Annotated in this window: 12 protein-coding genes and 5 tRNA genes; 10 read left to right on the top strand and 7 right to left on the bottom strand. The window is 71.8% G+C overall.

Going from position 1 to position 19,317, the window contains the following annotated elements; translation table 11 throughout:
• Positions 1-277: 277 nt before the first annotated feature.
• The 3 genes from AB0J57_RS11545 to hrpA all read right to left on the bottom strand — a co-directional run bounded on the left by AB0J57_RS11545 (position 278) and on the right by hrpA (position 4,733).
• Entirely contained in the window at positions 278-496 is a 219-nt protein-coding gene (locus AB0J57_RS11545) for a DUF6274 family protein (protein WP_366127862.1), read from the bottom strand.
• A gap of 131 nt (positions 497-627) precedes the next feature.
• Positions 628-701, bottom strand: a tRNA-Asp gene (locus tag AB0J57_RS11540).
• Positions 702-794: 93 nt separating this feature from the next.
• Complete coding sequence (gene hrpA, locus AB0J57_RS11535; RefSeq protein WP_366127861.1) at positions 795-4,733, bottom strand: ATP-dependent RNA helicase HrpA; 3,939 nt, start codon at positions 4,731-4,733, stop codon at positions 795-797.
• Positions 4,734-4,837: 104 nt separating this feature from the next.
• Here hrpA and AB0J57_RS11530 point away from each other — a divergent pair, with 104 nt between their 5' ends.
• The 4 genes from AB0J57_RS11530 to AB0J57_RS11515 are packed head-to-tail and all read left to right on the top strand — an operon-like array spanning position 4,838 to position 7,755.
• On the top strand, positions 4,838-5,215 hold the full coding sequence (locus AB0J57_RS11530; RefSeq protein WP_366127860.1) for a hypothetical protein: 378 nt from the start codon (positions 4,838-4,840) through the stop codon (positions 5,213-5,215).
• Positions 5,216-5,267: 52 nt separating this feature from the next.
• Entirely contained in the window at positions 5,268-5,999 is a 732-nt protein-coding gene (locus AB0J57_RS11525; protein ID WP_366127859.1) for a DsbA family protein, read from the top strand.
• Positions 5,996-6,820, top strand: a complete 825-nt coding sequence (locus tag AB0J57_RS11520; protein ID WP_366127858.1) for a cytochrome c biogenesis CcdA family protein — start codon at positions 5,996-5,998, stop codon at positions 6,818-6,820. The genes AB0J57_RS11525 and AB0J57_RS11520 overlap by 4 nt, the downstream gene beginning before the upstream one ends.
• Positions 6,821-6,870: 50 nt before the next feature.
• Entirely contained in the window at positions 6,871-7,755 is an 885-nt protein-coding gene (locus AB0J57_RS11515; protein WP_366127857.1) for a DUF2268 domain-containing putative Zn-dependent protease, read from the top strand.
• A gap of 73 nt (positions 7,756-7,828) precedes the next feature.
• Here AB0J57_RS11515 and AB0J57_RS11510 read toward each other — a convergent pair.
• The 4 genes from AB0J57_RS11510 to AB0J57_RS11495 form a co-directional block, all read right to left on the bottom strand.
• Positions 7,829-7,902: transfer RNA gene (locus tag AB0J57_RS11510), tRNA-Phe, on the bottom strand.
• Between the two features lie 22 nt (positions 7,903-7,924).
• Positions 7,925-7,999: transfer RNA gene (locus tag AB0J57_RS11505), tRNA-Asp, on the bottom strand.
• Positions 8,000-8,038: 39 nt separating this feature from the next.
• Positions 8,039-8,111: transfer RNA gene (locus tag AB0J57_RS11500), tRNA-Glu, on the bottom strand.
• An 80-nt stretch (positions 8,112-8,191) separates the two neighbouring features.
• Complete coding sequence (locus tag AB0J57_RS11495; RefSeq protein WP_366127856.1) at positions 8,192-9,751, bottom strand: metallophosphoesterase; 1,560 nt, start codon at positions 9,749-9,751, stop codon at positions 8,192-8,194.
• Positions 9,752-9,810: 59 nt separating this feature from the next.
• On the opposite strand from AB0J57_RS11495, the gene AB0J57_RS11490 reads away from it, so the two are divergent.
• From AB0J57_RS11490 to AB0J57_RS11465, 6 genes are all read left to right on the top strand, one after another.
• Positions 9,811-10,161, top strand: coding sequence for a metallopeptidase family protein (locus AB0J57_RS11490; protein ID WP_185923670.1), 351 nt, complete (start codon positions 9,811-9,813; stop codon positions 10,159-10,161).
• Positions 10,162-10,325: 164 nt separating this feature from the next.
• Complete coding sequence (locus AB0J57_RS11485; protein ID WP_366127855.1) at positions 10,326-10,880, top strand: hypothetical protein; 555 nt, start codon at positions 10,326-10,328, stop codon at positions 10,878-10,880.
• Positions 10,881-11,252: 372 nt separating this feature from the next.
• Positions 11,253-13,433, top strand: a complete 2,181-nt coding sequence (locus AB0J57_RS11480) for a DEAD/DEAH box helicase (protein WP_366127854.1) — start codon at positions 11,253-11,255, stop codon at positions 13,431-13,433.
• A gap of 162 nt (positions 13,434-13,595) precedes the next feature.
• On the top strand, positions 13,596-16,673 hold the full coding sequence (locus AB0J57_RS11475) for an FG-GAP-like repeat-containing protein (protein WP_366127853.1): 3,078 nt from the start codon (positions 13,596-13,598) through the stop codon (positions 16,671-16,673).
• Between the two features lie 144 nt (positions 16,674-16,817).
• Entirely contained in the window at positions 16,818-18,935 is a 2,118-nt protein-coding gene (locus AB0J57_RS11470) for an FG-GAP-like repeat-containing protein (protein ID WP_366127852.1), read from the top strand.
• Between the two features lie 96 nt (positions 18,936-19,031).
• A tRNA-Lys gene (locus AB0J57_RS11465) sits at positions 19,032-19,104 on the top strand.
• Positions 19,105-19,317 lie beyond the last annotated feature (213 nt).

Genomic DNA, 19,317 nt, shown 5'->3' with positions numbered 1-19,317 from the left:
GCATTTCCGGGTCCCCCAACCCGGTCCGCCCGCCCATAGCTCCACCGACGTGAGCCCGCCCCAACGGGCCTTCGTCATCGATCGCGCTGGACTCCGCCGGGTCCAGCGCGATCTTTTTGTGCGCCTATCGCCGGCCGGTGCGGTGATGGTGCCGGGCCGTCACGGCGGTTGCCGGAGGCCCTCCGGGCAGGTGCAATTGCACATATTAAATGGGGTGGTTGTAGGGAGGGTGTAAGTTGAGCGGTTTTCAAAAGAGGTTTCGTGACTCGCGTCACACTCATTCGGCGCCGTTCGCGGGGTCCTCGGACCGCTCCTCGGCCCCGTTGCCGTCGCTCTCCGGCTCCTCCTGGACCGGGTCCGGGTACTCCATGGCGAGCCTCAGGAGGCGGTGACAGACGGGGCAGTGGCGCGTGATGTGGCGGTAGCCCGATGCGGCCGCCAGATGGGCGCGGAGCAGCGCGCGTGTCTCGTGCCTGGCTGTGGATGCCGCCGCCATGCGCGTCACCTCCGGTGAAGGGCCCCCGCTTCCCTGTTGCTTGGGTACCGGTGGCAGATGACCGCGTCAAGGCGTACAGCAGAAGGGCCCGCATCCCTGGGGGATACGGGCCCTTCTGTTACTTCCGGTTGCGATCCTGACGGGACTTGAACCCGCGACCTCCACCTTGACAGGGTGGCGAGCTAACCAACTGCTCCACAGGACCTTGATTCGCGGCCGACCGCGCGGCTGCGAATCACACTGTACAGCAGGTCAGAGGGTCCGGTCGACCTCACTCATGGCAACCTGCCGGTCACTCCTAGGGCGCCGCCGCGTCGATGGCCTTGATGATGCGCTTGTCGGAGACCGGGTGGGCCGTGCCCAGGGCGTGGGCGAAATAGCTGACGCGCAGCTCCTCGATCATCCAGCGGATGTCCAGCACCTCCTGCGGGACGGGACGGCCCTTGGGGAGCTGCTCCAGCAGCCAGGCGTACTCGTCCTGCATCTCGTGGACCTTCTCCATCCGCGTGGTGTCGCGCTGGACGGACGTCGGCATCTGCTGGAGCCGCCGGTCCACCGCCACCAAGTAGCGCATCAGGTCCGGCAGCCGCCGCAGGCCGGTCTTCGTCACGAAGCCGGCCGGCATGAGGGCCGCGAGCTGCTCGCGGACGTCCTGAACGTTGTTCACCAGGGCCAGGCTGTTCGTGGCCTTCAGGCGGCGTTCACAGGCCTGCCAGGCGGCCAGGATCTGCTGCACCTGGTCCACCGTACGGATCGTCAGCTCGACGAGGTCGGCGCGGACCTTGTCGTACAGCTTCCGGAACGACTCCTCGTCCCACACCGGGCCGCCGTGGTCGGCGATCAGCCGGTCGGCGGCGGCGGTCGCGCAGTCCTCGAACAGCGCCTGGACAGAGCCGTGCGGATTGCGGGAGAGGGCCAGCTTCTGCTGGTTCGTCAGCCTGTCGGAAGCGAACTTGGCGGGGTTCACCGGGATGTTCAGCATGATCAGCTTGCGGGTGCCGCGCCACATCGCCTGCGCCTGCTCGGCCTCCGTGTCGAAGAGCCGTACGGAGACGGTCTCGCCGGCGTCGACCAGGGCCGGGTAGGCCTTGACGGGCTGGCCGGCGCGCCGGGTCTCGAAGACCTTGGTGAGCGTGCCGATCGTCCAGTCCGTCAGCCCCGTGCGCTCCAGGGACTGCCCGGAGCCCGAAGGGCCGGCGGTGGCGGCCTTGGCGGCCTTGGAGAGCGCCTGGCGGGCCTTGGGGCGCAGTTGCAGCTTCAGCGCCTCCAGGTCCTTGTCCTCGGCCAGTTGCCGGCGCCGCTCGTCGACGATCCGGAAGGTGATCTTCAGGTGGTCGGGGACGCGGGAGAGGTCGAAGTCGTCGGCGTCGACCGGTACGCCGACCATCCGCTGGAGCTCGCGGGCGAGCGTGACGGTGATCGGCTCCTGGAGGGGATGGGCGGTATCCAGGAACCTCTTCGCGAAGTTCGGCGCCGGGACGTAGTGGCGGCGGATCGGCTTGGGCAGCGAGCGGATCAGTTCCGTGACGACCTCCTCGCGCAGGCCGGGGATCTGCCAGTCGAAGCCCTCGTCGGTGACCTGGTTCAGCACCTGGAGCGGGATGTGCACCGTGACGCCGTCCGCGTCCGCGCCCGGCTCGAACTGGTACGTGACGCGGAACTTGAGCGCGCCCTGCCGCCACGAGTCCGGGTAGTCGGCCTTGGTGACCGCGCCCGCCTTCTCGTTGATGAGCATCTCGCGCTCGAAGTCGAGCAGGTCCGGCTCCTCGCGGCGCTTGTGCTTCCACCACGAGTCGAAGTGCGCGCCCGACACGACGTGTTCGGGCACCCGCTGGTCGTAGAAGTCGAACAGCGTCTCGTCGTCCACGAGGATGTCACGGCGCCGGGCCCGGTGTTCCAGCTCCTCGACCTCCGTCAGGAGCTTGCGGTTGTCCGCGAAGAACTTGTGGTGCGTGCGCCAGTCGCCCTCCACCAGCGCGTTCCGGATGAACAGCTCGCGGCTGACCTCCGGGTCGATGCGGCCGTAGTTGACCTTGCGCTGGGCGACGATCGGCACGCCGTACAGCGTGACCTTCTCGTACGCCATGACCGCCGCCTGGTCCTTCTCCCAGTGCGGCTCGGAGTAGGTGCGCTTCAGCAGGTGCCCGGCCAGCGGCTCGATCCACTCGGGCTCGATCTTCGCGTTGACCCGCGCCCACAGGCGGGACGTCTCCACCAGCTCGGCCGACATGATGAAACGGGGCGGCTTCTTGAAGAGCGCCGAGCCGGGGAAAACCGCGAACTTGGCGCTGCGCGCGCCCAGGTACTCGTTCTTCGCGCCGTCCTTGATGTCCTTCATCCCGATGTGGGAGAGCAGCCCGGCGAGCAGCGAGACGTGCACGCGGTCCTCCGGCGCGTCCTCCTCGTTGAAGTGGATGCCCATCTGCTTGGCGACCGTGCGCAACTGCGTATAGATGTCCTGCCATTCGCGGATGCGCAGGTAGTTGAGGTACTCCGACTTGCACATCCGGCGGAAGGCCGAGGACGACAGCGCCTTCTGCTGCTCGCGGATGTAGCGCCAGAGGTTCAGGAACGCGAGGAAGTCGGACGTCTCGTCCTTGAAGCGGGCGTGCTGCTGGTCGGCCTGCGCCTGCTTCTCGGCCGGCCGCTCGCGCGGGTCCTGGATGGACAGGGCGGCCGCGATGACCATGACCTCGCGCACGCAGCCGTTCTTGTCGGCCTCCAGGACCATGCGGGCCAGGCGCGGGTCCACCGGGAGCTGGGCGAGCTTGCGGCCCTGCTGCGTGAGCCGCTTCTTGGGGTCCTTCTGCGCCGGGTCGATCGCGCCCAGCTCCTGGAGGAGCTGCACGCCGTCGCGGATGTTGCGGTGGTCCGGCGGGTCGATGAAGGGGAACTTCTCGATGTCGCCGAGCCCGGCCGCCGTCATCTGGAGGATGACCGACGCCAGGTTCGTCCGGAGGATCTCGGCGTCCGTGAACTCCGGGCGGGCGAGGAAGTCGTCCTCGTCGTACAGCCGGATGCAGATGCCGTCCGACGTACGGCCGCAGCGGCCCTTGCGCTGGTTGGCGCTGGCCTGGCTGATCGGCTCGATCGGCAGGCGCTGCACCTTGGTGCGGTGGCTGTAGCGGGAGATGCGGGCGGTGCCCGGATCGATGACGTACTTGATGCCGGGGACCGTCAGGGACGTCTCGGCGACGTTCGTCGCCAGGACGATCCGCCTGCCGGAGTGCGGCTGGAAGACCCGGTGCTGCTCGGCGTGCGAGAGGCGGGCGTAGAGGGGGAGGACCTCGGTGTTGCGGAGCTTCTTCTTGATCAGCGCGTCCGCCGTGTCGCGGATCTCGCGTTCACCGGAGAGGAAGACCAGGATGTCGCCCGGGCCCTCCGCCTGGAGTTCGTCGACCGCGTCGCAGATGGCGGTGATCTGGTCGCGGTCGGACTCGTCGGAGTCCTCTTCGAGCAGCGGGCGGTAGCGGACCTCGACCGGGTACGTACGGCCGGAGACCTCGACGATCGGCGCGTCGCCGAAGTGGCGGGAGAAGCGCTCGGGGTCGATGGTCGCGGAGGTGATCACGACCTTGAGGTCGGGGCGCTTGGGGAGGAGCTGGGCGAGGTAGCCGAGCAGGAAGTCGATGTTGAGGCTGCGTTCGTGGGCCTCGTCGATGATGATCGTGTCGTACGCGCGCAGCTCGCGGTCCGTCTGGATCTCGGCGAGCAGGATGCCGTCGGTCATCAGCTTGATGAAGGTCGCGTCCTGGTTCACCTGGTCGGTGAAGCGGACCTTCCAGCCGACCGCCTCGCCCAGCGGCGTCTTCAGTTCGTCCGCCACGCGCTCGGCGACCGTGCGGGCGGCGATGCGTCGGGGCTGCGTGTGGCCGATCATGCCCCGGACGCCGCGCCCCAGCTCCAGGCAGATCTTGGGGATCTGGGTCGTCTTGCCGGACCCCGTCTCACCGGCGACGATCACGACCTGGTGGTCGCGTATCGCCTCCAGGATGTCGCCCTTCTTCTGGCTGACCGGCAACTGTTCGGGGTACGTGATCTCCGGCACCCGTGCCGCGCGCTCGGCGGTGCGGGCAGCGGCCTTCCCGGCCTCTGCGGCGATCTCGTCCAGCACGGCCTGCCGGGCTTCGGGCTTGCGGATGCGGCGGGCGCCTTCGAGACGGCGGCCGAGCCGGTGCGCGTCGCGCAGCGAGACCTCGGCCAGCAGGGTCTGGAGGTCGGCGAAGGAAGTAGACATACCTGATCCAGGATCTCACTCGCGGCGACGGAGTGGCGAACCGATTTCCCCGTACCATTTCCGGCGAGTCGACGACCCCCGGATGACCTTGGAAGGCGGTGCCCATGCCTCGTGCCGGCAGCCGGTGGTGCCGCCTCGCCGCCGCCGCGCTCGTGCTGCTGGGCACGCTGCTGGTGTGCGGCACGGTCGCCGGTCAGGGCACCGGTCACGCCGGGCACGACATCGGGCACGACGTGGTGGCCGCCGCCGGTGCGTCGGGCCAGACGCCCGGGTGCGACCCGCTCGACGACGAGGGCGGACTGGCGCCCGCCGTGCCGCCCCGCCCGGGCACCCTCTGCGAGCTGCTGCCCGCCCTGCACCACGCGCGCGTGGCGACCGGCGCGTGGGTCGTGGACGAGACGGAACCGGACGTCCGGCCGCGGCGGGGGCCGCCGCCGCTCGTGCCGCTCTCTCCGCTGGACCTGTCGATCCTGCGCGTATAGCCGGCGCGGTATCCCCGGCCGGTCACTTCCCCATGCGTACAGGAGCTCCACCATGCCCAAGTCCAAGCCCTACCTCATCGGCGCCGGTGTCGTCGCCGCCGCCGCGCTGCTCGGCGTCGTCTCGTACACCGCCACCAAGCCGTCCGAGCCGTCCGCGTCGCCTTCCGTCGTCGTCGAGCAGACCGTGGAGCCGCGCTCGTCCGCGGAGCCGCAGTCCGGCGTCTACCCCGAGCTGGAGAAGTACGCCCGGCGCGACGCCAAGGACCCGCTCGCCGTCGGGCGCGCCGACGCCCCCGTCGTACTGATCGAATACGCCGACTTCAAGTGCGGCTACTGCGGCAAGTTCGCCCGCGAGACCGAGCCGGAGCTGATGAAGAAGTACGTCGACGAGGGCACCCTGCGCATCGAATGGCGCAACTTCCCGATCTTCGGCGAGGAGTCCGAGCGCGCGGCACGCGCCGCGTGGGCGGCCGGGCAGCAGGGGCGGTTCTGGCAGTTCCACAAGGCCGCGTACGCCGAGGGCGCGAAGGAGAAGGGCTTCGGCAAGGACCGGGTGCTGGCGCTCGCGCGGGAGGCGGGCGTGCCTGATGCCGACCGCTTCGGCCGTGACCTCGACAGCGAGGCGGCGCGGCAGGCCGTGGCGAAGGACCAGGAGCAGGCGTACACGCTGGGCGCCACGTCCACGCCGTCGTTCCTGGTGAACGGCCGGCCCATCGCGGGCGCCCAGCCCATGGAGACGTTCACGACCGCAATCGAATCGGCGCGGCGCGAGGCGGCGAAGTGACGGACATCGGCTACCTGGCGGCGTTCCTGGGCGGCCTGCTCGCGCTCCTGAGCCCGTGCAGCGCGCTGCTCCTGCCCGCGTTCTTCGCGTACTCCATCGACACCCCGGCCCGGCTGCTCGCCCGGACCGGCATCTTTTACGCCGGTCTCGCCACCACGCTCGTCCCGCTGGGCGCGGCGGGGTCCTTCGCGGGGCGGCTCTTCTACGGCCACCGAGACCTGCTGGTCGCCGTCGGCGGCTGGACGATCGTCGCGCTGGGCGTGGCGCAGATCCTGGGCCTGGGCTTCGCCTCGCGCCGGACCGCCGAGGTGAGCGGCCGTATCCGCCCGGTGTCGGCGCTCTCCGTGTTCGCCCTGGGCCTGGTCTACGGCCTGGCCGGCTTCTGCGCGGGCCCGATCCTGGGCAGCGTCCTGACCGTGGCGGCGCTCAGCGGCAGCCCGGCGTACGGGGGCCTCCTGCTGGCCGTGTACGCGCTCGGCATGGCCGTACCGCTGTTCCTGCTGGCCCTGCTCTGGGAGCGCTACGACCTGGGCCGGCGCGGCTGGCTGCGGGGACGTGCCCTGCGCGTGGGGCGCTTCGAGCTGCACAGCACGTCGCTGCTGTCGGGCCTGTTCTTCATCGCCCTCGGCGCCCTCTTCCTCGCCTTCGACGGCACGACCGCCCTCCCGGGCCTGCTGTCGGTCGACGACTCGTACGCGGTGGAGGAATGGGCGTCCGGTCTCGGCCGCGCGGTGCCGGACTGGGCGCTGCTGGTGGGGGTCGTCGCCGTCGTCGCGATCACCCTGGGCGTCCGGGGCTGGCGCGGTCGCGAGCGCGTCTGACCTGGCACGTCTTGCACCTCACGTAACGTGACGCCCTACCGTCCCCGGTCATGAAGATCATCGTTCATGACACGGAGTCCGCCATGTCCGCCCTCCTACGGCGCCCCCTGGAGGAGCGGCCCGACGCCCTCCGGGAGCTGCTCGGCCCGCTGCACGGCGTGCTGTCCGCCGTGGGCGTGGACGTGGTGCGGATGCACCGGCTGGGCAGCGGCTTCCGGGTCGATCGTGACGACCCGCGCCACCTGACGGCCCTGGAGCGGATGCGGGACGCAGGGGTGTGGGAGCGGATCGAGGAGTGCCTCGCCACGGCGTGGGAACGACTGAGCGGTGCGGTGCCCGGGGTCAAGGGCGCCGACACCGTGCACGTCGTGCTGGTGCTCGGTGATCCCGACGACGAGCTCCTGACGGTGAGCAACGCGGGCTACCTCGGTATGGGCGGCATCCCGGGCGCCATCCACCTGACGATGTGGCCGACCGAGACCAGCCTGGCGAAGATCGGCCACGTCGCCGCGCACGAGCTCCACCACAACGTGCGGTACGCCAATGTGGTCTGGAACCCGACGACGGTCACCGTCGGCGAGCAGGTCGTGGCCGAAGGGCTGGCCGAGGCGTTCGTACGGGAACTGGCGGGCGAGTGGGCCATGGGGCCCTGGGCGACGGCACTGTCCGGCGCGGAACTGGACGACGCCTACGAGAAGGTCACGGCCGCGATCGACGTGGCCGGGATGTCGAACCTGCCCGCGTACGTTTACGGCGACGCCACCGCGCGGCGCATGGGGCACGCCCCCGTGGGCCTGCCCGACTTCGCCGGCTACGGGGTCGGCCTCCGCATCGTGGACGCCCACCTCGCCGCCTCCGGCCTGACCGCCGCCCAGAGCACCACACTCCCGGCCCGCGAGATCCTCACGAACGCGGGCGTCCCGACGAACACGTGACGTGCGCGGCGGTACGGCCACGGGGTGGGGGTACGACGAAGGCCCCGTCCATCGGACGGGGCCTTCGTGGCGGTGGCTGGGGCCGGGGTCGAACCGGCGACCTTCCGCTTTTCAGGCGGACGCTCGTACCAACTGAGCTACCCAGCCACGCAGCTCTTTCGAGCCGCAGCGGTCCTGACGGGATTTGAACCCGCGGCCTCCACCTTGACAGGGTGGCGAGCACTCCAAACTGCTCCACAGGACCAAGCAATGTGCGAAAACCAGTCTCGCACACGGTGATGCGTGCCCCCAACGGGATTCGAACCCGTGCTACCGCCTTGAAAGGGCGGCGTCCTGGGCCACTAGACGATGAGGGCTGATGGCCCGCCTGGGCGCTTCGTCAGCGCGTCGGGGACGTGAGAAGCATATGGGATGCGAGGACGGTTCGCCAAAACGGTTATGGGGAGCGGGGTGGGGAGGGGCTTCCGGAGCGGGGTGCCGAGGGGGTTCCGGAGGGGGTGGCCGGGGCGTTCTCCTCGGGGACGTGGCGGCTGACCTCGGCGGTCGTCAGGCCCAGGCCGCCCAGGGTGATCTCGTCCCAGGCCTGGAGGCGGCGGGTGTCCCGGTCCAGGTAGAGGACGGAGGCGTGGACCTTCTCGGGCTGGTCGCCCTCCAGGGCGCGCAGGCCGCCGCCGCCCGTGGAGCCCTCGATCTTGAGGCGGGTGCCGTCCGGCAGGAGCTTGTTCACGCGGCGGTGGACGTGGCCCGCCAGGACCAGGGGGACGTGGCCGTCGGTCTCCTGGGCGGCCACTGGGTTGTGGGCCACCGCGATGTCGGCGGGCGTGCCCCGCCGGGCCTGCTCGCGCAGGGCCGCCGCAAGCCGGGCGCCCGCCGCCCGCTCGGCGTCGTCGCCGGCCGCCACCACCGAGCGGTCCGGCGTGAACTGCGGGTCGCCGGTGCCGGCCACCCGGAGGCCGGCGACGGTGACGGCGCGGCCCTGGTCGAGGACGTGGACGTTCCGGAGGCCGGCCAGGTACCGCTGGGTGACCTGGGAGTCGTGGTTGCCGCGCACCCAGACGTACGGCGCGCCGAGGTCGCTGATCGGGTCGAGGAAGCCGTTCTCGGCTGCGGTGCCGTGGTCCATGGTGTCGCCCGAGTCGATGATCACGTCGATCCGGTACTGCTCGACGAGCGAGCGGATGATCTCCCACGCGGCCGGGTTCAGGTGGATGTCGGAGACGTGCAGCACGCGCATGGTGCCCGGGTCCGGCTGGTACGTCGGGAGCGTGGAGGCGGCGTCGTACAGCTTCGTCACATTGGTGACGAGACGGGCGAGTTCCTTCTGGTAGACGTCGAACTCGGTCACGATCGAGCGGGCGTTGCCCACCACGGACGGCGCCGACGAAAGGAGCCCGGAGAACTTGGGCTCCAGCACGGACTTGGGGTTCCACGTGGCGTACGCGGACGCCCCGGAGGCGGCCAGCAGCGCGAGCGCCAGGCCCCCGGCCGCCAGGGCGCGGCGCGGGCGGCGGTAGACGGCGAGCCCGAGGGCGGTGGCGCCCGACACGACGGCGACGCAGGAACGCCACGCCAGCTCCCGGGTGCCGTCGGCGACGTCCTGGGTGATCTCGTCCTGGAGGCCGGTGATCCGCTCGGGGTGCTCCACCAGGGCCTGGGAACGCACCGGGTCGAGCTGGTCGACGTCCACGTCGAGGCGGATGGGCGCGGTGTGCGAGTCGAGCTCCAGCGCGCCCAGCGGCGAGACGTTGATCTTCGTACCGCCGGAGAGGGACGGGCGCAGGGTCATGCTCGTGTCCATCGGCCCCACGGGCGTACGGACGCTGCCGACGATCAGCAGGCCGAGCCACGCCCCCATCAGTACGACGGCGACCAGACCGAAGGCGCGGGCATATGGGTGAGGGGTGTGGACCAGGGCGGAGGTGGGGTCGGTGTGGTGGGAGCGGTAGTGGCGCAGCAGGCGGGCGTACGTGGTGCGGAGGGCAGCTCGGGCGGCCATGGGCGCCGTATGCCCATGAGGACCGGTCACTATGCCCGGCCATCCCTGACAATGGCCGGGTGCTGGAGATGACACGCGAGGAGTTCGAGGAACTGGTCGCCGAGGCGCTGGACCGGATCCCGCCCGAGCTGACGCGGCTGATGGACAACGTCGCGGTGTTCGTGGAGGACGAGCCGTCGGCGGACGATCCGGATCTGCTGGGTCTGTACGAGGGGACTCCGCTGACCGACCGGGGCGAGTGGTACGCGGGCGTGCTGCCCGACCGGATCACCATCTACCGGGGGCCGACGCTGCGGATGTGCGACTCGCGGGAGGACGTGGTGGCCGAGACCGAGGTGACCGTCGTGCACGAGATCGCCCACCACTTCGGGATCGACGACGAGCGGCTGCACGAGCTCGGGTACGGCTGACGGCCCCCGCGTGCGGGCGTGTCCTTGTGGGGCCTGGGGAGTTGGGCAGGGAAACCCCGTCCAGCACCCATGGAGGTGCCCTCGTGCGCCATTTGCCCGTCCCCGTCCGATGGGCCGTCACCGCGCTGGCGGTAGCGGCCTCCGCAGGCTCCGTCAGCGGCTGCATGAGCGTGTCCGACGCGGGCGCCAAGCCGGGCCCCGCCCGGTCCGCCGGCCCGTCGGGCGCCGCGGCGGCCGAGCCGGACGGCGGTGCCGACGCGCCGGGCGGCCGGCACGACGTACGCACCGGGCCGGGGCTGGAGGGCGAGGCGGGCGCGCCGGGCGAGGAGGACGGTGCCTCGCCGGAGCCGGGCGACGGGACCGGTTCGGCGGAGCCGTCGGGGGCGCCGTCCGGGAAGCCGTCGGCGGACGGCACGCCCGGGGCGCGGCCCGCGCGGCCGCCCGCTCCCTCGCCGACCGGCGACGGTGGCGCAGGCGGTGGCACGGGTGGCGGTGGCGGTGCCTCGCCGAGCCAGCAGCCGACGCCGCCGGAGCCCACGACGCCGCCGGAGCCGACGCCCCCGTCGACGCCGCCCGCCGAGCCGAGCCCCGACCCGTCGGACCCGCCGTCCGCCTCGCCGGCCGCCGACACGCGGACGCAGGCAATGGGCGCGCCGGAGGACCGGTGGGACGGGCCGGGGGCGGAACCCGAGGCGTCGCCGCAGGTGGCACCGGCGTGAGTGACGTGGCGGGCGCGGCGCGTGGCGGGGCTTCGCGCGTGGCGGAGGGCGCGTGGCGGAGCCTTCACGGGTGTGGTGCGTGGCGTGGCGGAGCCTTCACGGGCGTGGCGGGGCTTCGTCGGCGTGGCGCGGGCGGTGGTGAGGCGGACGTCACAGACGGGGTGACGTGGGCCGGTTTGCGCTGAGTGGGGGAGAGTGCGTATGGTGGTAGATCGTTTGATCCCATGTTCCCCTTTGCCCGGCGCCACTACCGAGAGCGCCGCGTGTGGCGCGTACTCTCCCTTGCCGTGGCTGACCGCATAGAGGCGGTCGAATTGCGAAACACGGAGTTGACGGGCGCGTGCCGAGACTCCGGAAGGTTTCGCATTTCGCATGTCCATTTTCAGTCCTGACCACGCCGTCATGCCCGAGAACGCCGACCTCGACGAGAGCGTCGCTCTCGCGGACGAGGCTCCTGAGGCGCCCGAGCAGCAGACCGCCGACGAGCCCCAGATCACCTTCGGCGACCTGGGCCTGCCCGAGGGCATCGTCCGCAAGCTCGCCCAGAACGGCGTGACCACCCCCTTCCCGATCCAGGCCGCGACCATCCCGGACGCCCTGGCCGGCAAGGACATCCTCGGCCGCGGCCGCACCGGCTCCGGCAAGACCCTCTCCTTCGGTCTGCCGCTGCTCGCCACCCTGGCCGGGGGCCACACCGACAAGAAGAAGCCCCGCGGCGTTATCCTCACCCCGACCCGTGAGCTCGCGATGCAGGTCGCGGACGCCCTCCAGCCGTACGGCGACGTCCTCGGCCTCAAGATGAAGGTCGTCTGCGGCGGTACGTCGATGGGCAACCAGATCTACGCCCTGGAGCGCGGCGTCGACATCCTCGTCGCCACCCCGGGCCGGCTGCGCGACATCATCAACCGCGGCGCCTGCTCCCTGGAGGCCGTGAAGATCGCGGTCCTCGACGAGGCCGACCAGATGGCCGACCTGGGCTTCATGCCCGAGGTCACCGAGCTGCTCGACCAGATCCCCGAGGGCGGCCAGCGTCTGCTCTTCTCCGCCACGCTGGAGAACGAGATCGACAGCCTGGTCAAGCGCTACCTGGTCGACCCCGTCACGCACGAGGTCGACCCGTCCGCCGGTGCCGTCACGACCATGACCCACCACGTCCTGGTCGTGAAGCCCAAGGACAAGGCGCCGGTCACCGCCGCGATCGCCGCCCGCAAGGGCCGCACCATCATCTTCGTCCGCACCCAGCTCGGTGCCGACCGCATCGCCGAGCAGCTCCGTGAGGCGGGCGTGAAGGCCGACGCGCTGCACGGCGGCATGACGCAGGGCGCCCGTACGCGCACCCTGGCGGACTTCAAGGACGGGTACGTCAACGCGCTCGTCGCCACCGACGTCGCCGCTCGCGGCATCCACGTCGACGGCATCGACCTGGTCCTGAACGTGGACCCGGCCGGTGACCACAAGGACTACCTGCACCGTTCGGGCCGTACGGCCCGTGCGGGCAAGTCCGGCGTGGTCGTCTCGCTGGCCCTGCCGCACCAGCGCCGCCAGATCTTCCGCCTCATGGAGGACGCGGGCGTCGACGCCACGCGCCACATCGTGGGCGGTGCCGGGGCGTTCGACCCGGAGGTCGCCGAGATCACCGGCGCCCGGTCGCTGACCGAGGTGCAGGCCGACTCCGCGAACAACGCCGCCAAGCAGGCCGAGCGCGAGGTCGCCGACCTCACCAAGCAGCTCGAGCGGCTCCAGCGCCGTGCCGTGGAGCTGCGCGAGGAGGCCGACCGCCTGGTCGCCCGTGCCGCCCGCGAGCGGGGCGAGGACCCGGAGGCCGCCGTCGCCGAGGTGACGGAGGCCGCGGAGGCCGAGGTCCAGGCCGCGATCGCGTCCGTACCGGCGCAGCCGGCGCGCGAGTCCCGTGACTCCCGTGACGAGCGGGGCAACTTCGAGCGCCGCGACCGCCGCGACGACCGGGGCAACTACGAGCGCCGCGACCGCGACGACCGTGGTGGCCGTTCGTTCGAGCGCCGTGACGACCGTGGCGGCTTCCGCCGTGACGACCGTCGTGACAACGACCGTGGTGGCCGTTCGTTCGAGCGCCGTGACGACCGTGGCGGCTTCCGTCGCGACGACCGCCGTGACAACGACCGTCCGTCGGGCGGCTTCCGTCGTGACAACGACCGTCCGGCCTCCGGTGGCTTCCGCCGGGACAACGACCGCCCCTCGGGTGGCTTCCGTCGTGACAATGACCGTCCGGCCTCCGGTGGCTTCCGCCGGGACAACGACCGTCCGGCCTCCGGTGGCTTCCGCCGCGACAACGACCGTCCCTCCGGTGGCTTCCGCCGCGACGACCGTCGCGACGACCGCCCCACCGGCGGCCACCGCGGCAGCGACCGTCCGTTCAACCGTGACCGTCGAGACGACCGTCCCTCGGGCGGCGGCTTCCGCTCCGGCGGCCACGAGCGCCCCTACGGTCGCCGTGACGACCACCGCGGTGGCTCGAACTCCGGCTCCTCCTTCGGCCGCCGTGACGACAAGCCGCGCTGGAAGCGCAACGGCTGACGCGTGACGCACTGACGCGTAAGCACTGATCAGGGCCCGTATCTCGCACAGAGATACGGGCCCTGTCCTGTTACGATCCCGCTCACTCGCTGCGGGGGTCGCGTCCGGGGGGATTTTCAAGCCGGCGCACCGTTCCCGCACTTTTCCTGGGGAGGAACCTGAGTGCCTCGACGCGCTCTCATACGCCATTCCATCGCCGCCGTCGCGGCGGTGACGCTCATTTCCGGGATCGGGCCGCTCGCCCCGGCCGCGGTCGCCGCCGACGCGCCCGGCGCCGTCTTCGAGGCCACCAAGGCCGCCCACCCGAGGAGCGTGATCCCGCTCTCCGCCGGCCCGAACGGGTACCTGCGGTACGAGGAGGGCCGCGGCCACTTCTGGGCCACGTACTCGGGGACGACGTCTCCCGTGTACAACGAGGCCGAGGGCCCCGAGGAGGGCGCCACCTACGGCGCCGGTTCCGATGTCGTCGCCGCGCACGGGACCGGCCCCACCAGCGCGGGGCGCGTCCGTCTCTTCGACCCCGTCGCGGGAACCAACCAGTACATCGACGTGCCCTCCGGTCACCGGTACGTCGGTACGTACGGCTCCACGGTCGTGACGTACAGCCAGGCGAGCAGCACCGCCGAGCCCGAGTGGCACACGCACCGCCTGTCGGGCGGCACGGTGTCGAGCACGCAGGTCACCGGCTGGCCCACGGGCGCCGAACGGCCGTACAAGATCCAGTCGGCGGACGCCGCCGGAGTGGTCACGGTCTACCGCAAGGACGGTGTGACCCGCCCGGTCTGGATCAGTGGCGGCCAGGTGAGGCAGCTCGCCCGCACCACGGCCGCCGAGACCGCCGGCACCGTGCTCACCCCCGACCACGTCGTGGAGTGGACCAAGGACGGCAAGGTCACGTTCTACGCCAAGAGCGGCGTGACGCCCGAGGGCGCGCTCACGCAGGCCCGGACCGCTGACCTGCCGTACCGGGAGGGCGACAAGCTCCTCGGCGTCATCGGCGACCAGGCGTTCGTGGCCCGCCAGTCGGGGCTGGGCGGCACCGCCCCGTACCGCGTCGTGACCGTACCGCTGTCCGGCGGGGCGGAGACGACCGTCCTCGCGTACGCACGCGCCCACGCACAGCCCACGCCCGACGGCACGCAACTGCTGCTGGTCGGCGGGGACAGCGCCGACGCGCTGGGCGTCCAGCTCGTCGGCGTCACGGACTCCGCGCCCACGGTCCGCAAGCTGACCGACATCACGCCCCTGACGTCCCTGCCCCGGTCCTCCAGCTTCGCCAACGGCAAGCTGTACTCGCTGGAGCGGATGCCGGACGCGAGCAACGCGTTCCGCACCCGGACCGTGTCGGTCACCGGCGCGCTGACCGCCGGTGCCACGGACGACCTCGGCACCCTCGGCATGGACCTCACCGGCTGCACGGACAGCGAGGGCTGCCCGGAGATCACGGCCACGGGCGACGGGCGCCTGCTGCTCCGGCCGGACGGCAACCACGGCGACTTCCCGCTGCTGGTGCGGCCCGGCGCCACCCAGGGCACACCGGTGACCGCGGGCCTCGCCCGGCTCGGTGCGGTGGACGCGTCCGGCCGTTACCTGGCCGCCACCGGCGAGCGTGCCGACGGCTCGTACACGGGCCTGATCACGGTCGACCTCGACACCGGTAAGCAACTCGCCTCCTTCCCCGGCGTCAACGCGTGGGACTCCGACCTGTACGGGGACACCGTCTGGGCCGCCGGTGAGGTGGCCGGCACGGTGAAGGGCTACGACGCCAGGACCGGCGCGGTGAAGCGGACCGTCAACCTGGGCAGCGGCTGCAAGGCCGAGTCCATCAAGGTGACCGCGCACTGGCTGAGCTGGGACTGCGCGGGATGGCCCACCAAGCGCGGTGTCTTCGACCTCGACAAGGGCGTCAACCACACCACCACGGAGCCGGTCTCCGAGCTCGGTGACGGCTATGTCGTGTGGGGCAACGGCTCCGACGTCAAGGTGACCGACATCCGGGGTGCCCAGCCCGTGCATGTCGCCACCCATCAGGTCGCCGACGACAACGAGCGGCACTACAGGTACGCCGTCGACCCCGCGACCGGCCGGATCGCCCTCACCGCCAACACCGATGGCGACATCCGGGTCGTGGACGCGGGCGTGCCCGCATCCCCGATCGCCCGTATCGACGCCGACGTCCCGGCCGCGCACGACGTCAAGGGCGGCAGCGCGCCCTGGAAGCCCCGCTGGTGGCTGTCCAAGCCCGCCGCTTCCTGGCAGCTCACCGTCAAGGACGGCTCCGGCGCCGTGCGGCGCACGCTGACGGGCGGTGAGGCCCGGGGCGTTCTCGGCGCCGCCTGGGACGGCAAGGACGCGGCCGGCAAGATGGTCGGCAACGGCTCGTACACCTGGTCGTTGACGGCGCTTCCGGCGGACGGGCAGGGTGCGGAGCTGGTGCAGTCCGGCACGGTCACGCTGTCGGGCACCACGACGGCGCGGCGCGACCACAACGGCGACGGCGTCGCGGACCTCGTGTCGCTGAACTCGTCGGGGGTCCTCGCGGTCCGGTACGGAACGGGCGCGGGCACGCTCTCCGGGGCGGTGAGCGGCAGCGGCTGGTCCACGTCCACCGTGGCGGTCCCGTTCGGCGACCTGAACGGTGACGGCTGCAACGACGTGCTGGTGCGGATGCCGAGCGGTGAGCTGCGGGCCTACCGGCCGGGGTGCGGCAAGCCGTTGGTGCCGTCGGCTCCGTACACCTCGCTGGGCACCGCGTGGGCGCAGTTCAACGTCCTGACCTCGCCCGGTGACCTGACCGGTGACGGCCGGCCGGACCTGGTGGCTCGTCAGGCGACCACGGGTGACCTCTACCTGTACGCGGACGACGGCGCCGGCAAGCTGAAGGCGCGGGGCCGGATCGCCACCAACTGGAAGGCGTACCGGGCGGTGTTCGGCGCCGGTGACCTGAACGGCGACGGTGTCGGCGACCTGCTCGCGGTGGACGGTGCCAACGCGCTGTGGCGGATGAACGGCACGGCGACGGGCACGCTCAAGGCGCGCGCCCTGGTGTTCGGCAACAACTGGGGTAGCGGCCGTAACGCCTTCGTCGGCGTCGGTGACCTGAACAGGGACGGCAGGGCGGACCTGATCTCCCGTAACGCCGCCGGTGACCTGCTGCGCAACAACGGCAACGGCGCCGGGTCGTTCGGCTCCACGGTCAAGCTCGGCACTGGCTGGCAGGGGTACAAGGGCCTGTTCTGAGCCCTGATACAACCACTGGGCCGTGCGGGTGGTCATAGCTTCCAAGAGGTTGGGGCGGCCACCAGGGGGCTGATCATGATCACCCGCACGGCACGACGCACATCACTCACATCACGCGCATCGCTCACATCGCTCACCATCGCGATGGCGCTCGCGGCCGCGGCCCTGGGCGTCCCCCCGGCCTCCGCCGCTCCGGCGGCCGACGACGAGGCCCTCATCACGCTCGGCACCTGGCAGGGCGGCACGGCGAGGGTCGATGGGATCGCCCTGGGCGGTGGCCGGCTCAGTGTGATCGGCTGGGCGGACCCGGAGGAGTGGCGGGGGCTGTACGAGTACGACCTGCCGGCCGTCGGGTCCGTCGAGCCCGGTCCCCGCCGGCTGGCCGACTCCGGCTTCTGGGTGCGGTGGCCGTGCGGGCCGCAGGCCGGGGAGCAGTGCGACGGGTTCGAATCCCGGCTGTGGGCGCTCGGTGACGGCCGGGTCGGCTACAGCACCCCGCTCGGCGACCAGGAGGCGTCGGGCGGGCAGGTGCCGAAGAGCCATGCCGTGCTCGGCTGGTGGGAGGCGCCCGACCTGGTGGTGGGGGCGGCGGGGCCGTACATCGTCGTCAACAACACCCGGCAGGGCAAGCAGCTCATCGGGTCCTTCGACGCCTCCGACCGCGACCCGCTGGGGGACGCCCAGGGCCTGGTCCACACCCGCTCGATCACGGCCTCCGCCGTGTGGGGCGACAAGCTGTGGAAGCCGGGTACCCGGCGCGGCACCGTCAACTCCTACGACCTCCGCACCAAGGCCAACTCCCCGGAGCTGGCGCTCGGTTCCGACTGCCGGCCCGACGAGCTCCAGGCCGTCGGGCGCTGGCTGTACTGGCGCTGCACCGCCGAGGCGAAGTCGGGCGTGTGGGACCACACCGCACGCCGCGGCATCCCGGTGCCGGTTGTCCAGCGCGCCCAGCTCGGGGACGGCTTCCTCGTCCACCGCACCGCCGACGAGACCCAACTGCGCCTGGTCGACTTCCACCGTGGCGCCGGCCGGCCCGCCACCGAGCAGGTGATCGTGGAGCGGGAGCACGTGGGGGAGTGGACGGTCGACAAGTACGGCGGCCACCTCGCGTACACCGACGAACAGCGGCGGGTCCACCTCAAGCGCGTGACCGTGCCGCGATCCCCGCTGACCTTGCTCGACACGCGGACGGACCCCGCACTGCGGCTGGGGACGGACGGGGCCCGGTGGCGGGGGCACTGGCGGCTCAGCCGCCCCGCCGCCTCCTGGACGTTCACCCTGAAGGACGCGTACGGGCGGGTGGCGCGCGTCCTGTCGGGTACGGACCGGAGCCCCGAGCGGGACGGGGCGGCGCTCCGGATCGGTTGGGACGGGCGCATGGCCGACGGGCGCCCGGCGGTCAGCGGGCCGTACACCTGGAGCCTCACCGCCGACCCCGGCGACGGCACGGGGGCGCGGGCCCTCGGCTCCGGCTCGCTGCGCGTGACGGGCGGACGGTCCGCCTTCCGGGACGCCAACGCGGACGGGCTCGGCGAGTACTACGCGATGACGACGGGCGGGCAACTGTCCGGCCACCGCATCGGCGCGAGCGGCTACTGGGCGAGCGGCCCGTGGAACCCGGCGACCCGGTTCGTCCCGTTCGGTGACATCGACGGCGACGGCTGCGAGGACATGCTGCTGCGCACGGTGGACGGCAAGCTGTGGCGCACGGGCGGCCGCTGCACGGGCGTCCACTTCCCGCCCGGTCAGGGCTCCGAGCACGTCCAGATCGGTACGGGCTGGAACAGCATGGACGCCTTCGCCGCCCCGGGCGACCTCACCGGCGACGGCCGCCCCGACCTGCTGGCCCGCCACGCCACGACCGGCAACCTCCACCTCTACCGCTCCAACGCCCGCGCGGGGTTCGACCCGGGCGTCGTCATCGGCTCCGGCTGGAAGGGCCACCGCCTGATCGGCGCGGGCGACACCGACCGCGACGGCCACGGCGACCTGCTGGCCCGCGACCCGTCGGGCGAGCTCTGGCGCTACGGCGGCACGGGCACCGGCACGCTGAAGCCCCGGGCGCTGGTCTTCCGCGACTGGGGCGCGGGCCGCACCGACATCCTGGGCGTCGGCGACATCACCGGCGACGGCCTGCCCGACCTCCTCTCCCGCGACGCCAACGGCAAACTGCTCCGCAACAAGGGTGACGGCAAGGGGTCGTTCGGCGCGACCGTGACCATCGCCACGGGCTGGCAGCACTACCGCACGCTGTTCTGACGATCCCACCCCCTCCGCGGCGCGACGGCGCCCGTTCACCCGATACCCGATCGGATGCCGGGCGCCGTGGGGCTATGCTCAGGGGTGACTCGCCGAGGGCCGTTAGCTCAATTGGCAGAGCAGCGGACTTTTAATCCGTTGGTTGTGGGTTCGAGTCCCACACGGCCTACCGGGTCGTGAGCCCTTGCCGGGCTCTGACCAGCAAGTTTGTGCCCCGGCCACTTTCCCTGGCCGGGGCACAGGCGTGTCAGGACGCCCTTTGCGTGCGCGATGCGTGAACTCCCGTACTCCGTCACGTCGCCCGATCGTGCCGCCGCGTTGCCGGGCGCGTTCGAGGTGTGGGGACGGGGGCCGGGATGTCGCGGCGGATGGCGCGGGCGAT

The sequence above is a fragment of the Streptomyces sp. NPDC049837 genome, from assembly GCF_040674455.1.
GTDB lineage: Bacteria > Actinomycetota > Actinomycetes > Streptomycetales > Streptomycetaceae > Streptomyces.
This window is presented reverse-complemented; position numbering and strand designations above follow the sequence as displayed.

What these genes read in the sequence shown, in the direction of transcription:
- AB0J57_RS11530 (WP_366127860.1), top strand. Translation starts at nt 4,838, where the DNA reads ATGCCTCGTGCCGGCAGCCGGTGGTGCCGCCTCGCCGCCGCCGCGCTC.
- AB0J57_RS11545 (WP_366127862.1), bottom strand. Translation starts at nt 496, where the DNA reads ATGGCGGCGGCATCCACAGCCAGGCACGAGACACGCGCGCTGCTCCGC.
- AB0J57_RS11525 (WP_366127859.1), top strand. Translation starts at nt 5,268, where the DNA reads ATGCCCAAGTCCAAGCCCTACCTCATCGGCGCCGGTGTCGTCGCCGCC.
- hrpA (WP_366127861.1), bottom strand. Translation starts at nt 4,733, where the DNA reads ATGTCTACTTCCTTCGCCGACCTCCAGACCCTGCTGGCCGAGGTCTCG.
- AB0J57_RS11515 (WP_366127857.1), top strand. Translation starts at nt 6,871, where the DNA reads ATGAAGATCATCGTTCATGACACGGAGTCCGCCATGTCCGCCCTCCTA.
- AB0J57_RS11495 (WP_366127856.1), bottom strand. Translation starts at nt 9,751, where the DNA reads ATGGCCGCCCGAGCTGCCCTCCGCACCACGTACGCCCGCCTGCTGCGC.
- AB0J57_RS11485 (WP_366127855.1), top strand. Translation starts at nt 10,326, where the DNA reads ATGAGCGTGTCCGACGCGGGCGCCAAGCCGGGCCCCGCCCGGTCCGCC.
- AB0J57_RS11470 (WP_366127852.1), top strand. Translation starts at nt 16,818, where the DNA reads ATGGCGCTCGCGGCCGCGGCCCTGGGCGTCCCCCCGGCCTCCGCCGCT.
- AB0J57_RS11480 (WP_366127854.1), top strand. Translation starts at nt 11,253, where the DNA reads ATGTCCATTTTCAGTCCTGACCACGCCGTCATGCCCGAGAACGCCGAC.